Origin of the sequence: Nocardiopsis sp. MG754419 (assembly GCF_018207095.1) — a bacterium.
GTDB lineage: Bacteria > Actinomycetota > Actinomycetes > Streptosporangiales > Streptosporangiaceae > Nocardiopsis.
In genome coordinates this window covers 1-1,103 of sequence record NZ_QOCZ01000311.1, presented here as the reverse complement: position 1 = coordinate 1,103, position 1,103 = coordinate 1, and the positions used below count along the sequence as shown (strand labels likewise).

Sequence of the window (1,103 nt, the reverse complement as noted above, 5' to 3'; positions counted from 1 at the left end):
CTGGTGCGCTCGCCGTCGGAGGCGATGTTGGTGACACCCAGGGCGGTGTTGGACAACTGGCGGTCGATGCGCTCACCGTCGAGGACGTCGGTGATGCCGCGCATCTGGGTCTGGTCGGTGGTGTCATAGCTCAGGCTGGTGGCCAGATCACCCTCGCCGTCATCGATGCGGGTGTTCTGGTTGGTCACCGAGTACTCGTAGACGTACTCGCCCCGGCCGGTCATGTTCCCGGCCTCGTCATGGGCCACGTCCTCACCTCGGGCTGAGGTGGGCTGGTCGGCGTCGTTGTAGGAGAACTCCTCCTCACCCGAGGTGAGCAGGTTGCCCGCGTCGTCGTAGGTATAGTCCACCTCACCGTTGCCGGTCAGGCGCTGGAGACCGTCGTAGGTGAAGGTTTCGGCCTCGCCATTGACGGTGCGCGACTGGAGCTGGGTGCTGTCATCGCCATCGGTGGTGTCCCAGGTGTAGGAGGCCTCCACCAGGGTCTGGTCATCGGCGCCCGTGGTGGTGATGTCCGTCAACCGGCCCGAGGCGTCGTAGGAACGGCTCTCCTCGGCCCCATCGGGGTGCGCGATCGAGGTGCGCTGGTTGTTGGAGTCATAGGAGAACGTGGTCTGGGCTCCGGTGAAGTCCACCAGGTCGGTCAGGCGGAACGCCTCGTCGTAGGTGTAGGTGGTGGTGCGGCCGTGTTCGGTGAACTCGGTCAGGTTGCCCACCGCGTCATAGTCATAGGCCGTGGTCTCCTCGTCGGCCGAGTCGGTGCGCACGCTCTCGCGAAGGTCACCGCGGGCGTTGAAGGTGAACGCGGTGCTGGCCTGGTCGGTGTGGGTGGCCAGCTGACGCCCGTTGGCGTCGTATTCGAAGGATTCGAGTACGTCCCCCTCGTGGGAGATGGCCACGACCCGGTCGAGGCGGTCGTAGGCGTAGTCCAGTCTGGTGCCGTTGCCGTCGGTCACCGACGTGACCCGGGACAGGGTGTCGTAGGTGAAGGACATCGACCCGATCGGGCCGGGCTCGGCCATCTGGGTCATGTTGCCGGCATCGTCGTAGCTGAAGGTGGTGCGGTTGCCGTTGCCGTCGTCCTGGGCCGAGACCGTGCCGTT

1 pseudogene is annotated in these 1,103 nt (G+C 65.7%); it reads right to left on the bottom strand.

Annotated elements, in window-relative coordinates:
- Positions 1-1,103, bottom strand: a pseudogene (locus tag DSY14_RS27850) (RHS repeat protein); the annotation flags it as partial.